The sequence below is a fragment of the Microbacterium sp. genome, from assembly GCF_049661145.1.
GTDB lineage: Bacteria > Actinomycetota > Actinomycetes > Actinomycetales > Microbacteriaceae > Microbacterium.
Genome location: NZ_JBASZT010000305.1, coordinates 1 through 2,931 on the forward strand (window position 1 = coordinate 1; position 2,931 = coordinate 2,931).

Here is a 2,931-nt window from a genome sequence, read left to right on the forward strand (position 1 = left end):
CCGACGCCGGCTGGACCGGCCCCGACCCCCACACCCCCGACCACGTCGCCCACCACGACACCGTCACCCCCTTCTAAACCCCACCCACCGGAGGAACAACAGTTACACCACGAAACGGGACTTGACCGGCGACGACGGCGTGCGTGCGCAGTTCGCGGTCGAATGGGGGTGGTCCCTGGTGCTGAATGCGCGCCCGAACGCCGGATTGCGATTGCTGCACGAGGCGCACGCAGCGGAAGGAGCGTGGACCCAGGCATCCCTTCCCTGGGTGCGCTCGCTGCTCGTGTGCGCTCTTGCCGTCGGTGGTCAGCGCGATCAGGCGACCGAACTGCTCGGGCAGCTGCTCGTGGACGGGGGAGCGCCGCTCTACGAAGCCGACATCGGGATCGCGGAAGCGGCGGTCGCCGCGCTGACGGGCGGACTGTCACTCGCTGCGCGTCGCTCGCGCGACGCCGCCGTCGCCGCCGAGACCCGCGGTCAGCGCTATCTCGCGATGGTGGCGTGGTACGGCGCGCTGCGGTACGGCGATGCGTCGTGCGCGCCGGCCGTGCTGCGTACCCTGGGCGCGCCCGAGACCGAGACCGACGAGGCGATTGCGCGCCACGCGAGAGGCGTCCGGGATCGCAATGCCGAACAGATCGTCGACGCCGCGCGGATGCTGATACGAACCGGACACCGTTGGTTCGCAGCCGAGGCATGGGCTCAGGCGGCGCTGCTGCATCGGCGCGTCGGGCGACGCGAGGCCGCCGCGCAGGAGAGCGCACGCCTGGCTGAGTTCCTCAACGACACCGACGGACTCGCCAGCCCCGTCATCGCCGCCCTGCACCACCCTGTCCTCACCGAGCGAGAGGCGGAGATCGCGCGCCTCGTGGCGGGGGGACTGAGCGACGCGGAGGCGGCGGAGACACTCGGGTTGTCTGCCCGAACCGTCCAGACCCACCTCACCCGGGTCTACGCCAAGCTGCGGATCGCCGGCAGAGGCGAGCTCACGCGGGTCCTGCCGGCGGCGCCGGGGCGACACGACATCGACATGGACATGGTCGGACCATGACCGACCGGCAGCGGGTCCTCGAGAGCCTGGGCCACGCGGTTCGCGAGCGGCGGAGTGTCCTGGTGACGGGTCCGCGCGGCATCGGCAAGACGTGGCTCGTTTCGTCTCTGGGAGCGCGGATGACGGCAGAGGGCATCCGAGTGGGTGTCCTTGCTGAGCAGCCGCCTGCCGCCGTTGTGCTCGTCGACGATGCGCACCGCCTATCGAGCGACGCGCTCGGAAGTCTCACGACCGAGCGTCGCGAAACGATGCTCCTGGCCGCCACGTCGCCGTCGTGGGACGCGCTGCCGGTCCACGTTCGTGCGATGCTCCAGCGGTCGCGGGTGATCGTCTGTGCTCTCGCCCCCCTCGACGTGCCGGGCATTCGCGACGCGGTCGAATCGACGCTGGGCGGCGCGCTCGATGAGCGGGCGGTCATCGCCCTGCGGGAGGCTTCCCGGGGAAATCCCGGGCGCGCCCAAGGAATCGCGAGCGCAGCGATGCGCTCCGGTGCGCTCGTCCGGCGTGGACAGCGGTGGTATCTGCGTGCCGCGCTGCTCGGCAACGATCCCGTCGCGGGCGGCATCCTCTCCTCGCTCTCCGGCGGAGAGCGTGACGCCGTCGTCGCCGTCGCCGTCGGTGATTCGCTTCCCGCCGAAGTCGCGGTTGCGGTCAGCGGTGCCCGATGGTTGGAGGCGGCCGAGGAGCGCGGGCTGGTCGAGTACGACGTGGCATCCGACTCGGTACGACTGTCGGCGACGCTGGCGAGGGACGACGTACTGCGCGTCGTGTCGCCGGGAATCGTCGCGGGCGTGCGGGAACGCGTGCGCCTCGCTCTCCACGACGACGATCGTTCCGACGCGCCCGCGCGCCTGGCGCTGCTCCTGTCGGACTCGGCAGCCTCGCCCGACGTCGACGAACTACTGGACGTGGCCGAACGCACCATCGAGCGTGATGAGGAGCTCGGGGTGCGGTTGCTGGAGCGTGCACGCGTCCTGCCGGCGACGCCGGCCCAGCGCCTGCGGCTCGCGAACACGCTGAGCCACATCCAGCGGGGTGACCCGGCGCGGGAGATCCTGGGTGAGCTCGGCTCCGACGAGCTCACCGTGCCGCAGCGGCTGGAGGCTGCGGTTCTGCGTGCGTTTCTCGACATCATGGTCGAGCACCGGCCCGCCCGTGCGCTCGGCGAGCTGAGCGCGACGACCCGCGATATCGGTGACCATGCGATCCTACGTGCGCTGCGGGCGACCGCGCATTGGCGCGACGGACGCACCGAGCTCGCTTGCCGCGAGTCGCGCTCGGTGGCGGAGGACGCCGATGCGCCGCTGACGGCGCGCTGCTACGCGGCGATGACGCTCGCCACGTGTCTGCACGAAGCGGGGCGACGACACGAAGCGCACGAGTGGTTCTCGTGGGTCGAGCAGCACTCCGGCGCTGTCTCGGAATCGTTCCCCGAGGCGGCCGTGACGGCGCGCCTGACCCGGCTCCTGATGCAGCTCAGGGCGGGTGAACACCCCCACGCGTGTGCGATGGCGGCGCGCCGAGGCTACGAGGACGCCCTCGCCGCCGGCGATGACGGGGTCAGGACCCAGTTCGCCCACCTCTGGGCGCTCGCGCAGCTGCTCGCCGGGGAGCCGGAGGCCGCGTGGCACCGCACGCAGCAAGTGTCGGGACTCGAGGGCAGGTGGAGCGCCGCGATGCGACCGTGGTTGCTGTCGGTCGCGGTGGGCATCAGTGCGCTGAGCGGTCGGCTGACCCATGCGCAGCTGCTCCTGGATCACCTGACGGCCGAGACCTGGTCGTCGTGCTTCGACACCGATATCGCGATCGCGACGGCCACGACAGCGGCCGCACGGGGCGACGTCGGTGCAGCCGCCGACATCCTTCGCGCTGCCGCCGCG

1 protein-coding gene and 1 pseudogene are annotated in these 2,931 nt (G+C 71.6%); both read left to right on the top strand.

Going from position 1 to position 2,931, the window contains the following annotated elements:
- The first annotated feature begins 121 nt into the window (after window positions 1-121).
- Window positions 122-1,051 (top strand): helix-turn-helix transcriptional regulator, encoded by a 930-nt coding sequence (locus WBP48_RS12985; RefSeq protein ID WP_424441076.1) that lies wholly within the window; start codon window positions 122-124, stop codon window positions 1,049-1,051.
- A pseudogene (locus WBP48_RS12990) lies at window positions 1,048-2,931 on the top strand (hypothetical protein); the annotation flags it as partial. The gene WBP48_RS12985 and the pseudogene WBP48_RS12990, both read left to right, overlap by 4 nt.